This window comes from Staphylococcus sp. KUGN1, assembly GCF_045984185.1.
GTDB classification, from domain to species: domain Bacteria; phylum Bacillota; class Bacilli; order Staphylococcales; family Staphylococcaceae; genus Staphylococcus; species Staphylococcus warneri_A.
Map to the genome: position 1 here is coordinate 1 of NZ_JBJQIL010000033.1, position 259 is coordinate 259.

The following is a 259-nucleotide window of genomic DNA, read 5'->3' on the forward strand; positions in this document are numbered from 1 at the left end:
AGTCAGATACGCTTGTGCTTGTTGATGCACTATCTGATGTGCTTACTGACGTTGAATCACTTGCGCTTACTGACGTTGAATCACTTGCGCTTACTGATGTTGAATCAGATGCACTTGTTGACGCTGAGTCAGACGCGCTTACTGAGTTTGAGTCAGATACGCTTGTGCTTGTTGATGCACTATCTGATGTACTTACTGAGTTTGAGTCAGATACGCTTGTGCTTGTTGATGCACTATCTGATGTACTTACTGAGTTTGA

General features: G+C 43.2%; 1 protein-coding gene. It reads left to right on the plus strand.

The window, feature by feature from the left end:
• Positions 1-259 (plus strand): hypothetical protein (locus ACJQQZ_RS12600; RefSeq protein WP_408023180.1); only part of this gene is annotated, 259 nt, incomplete at both ends.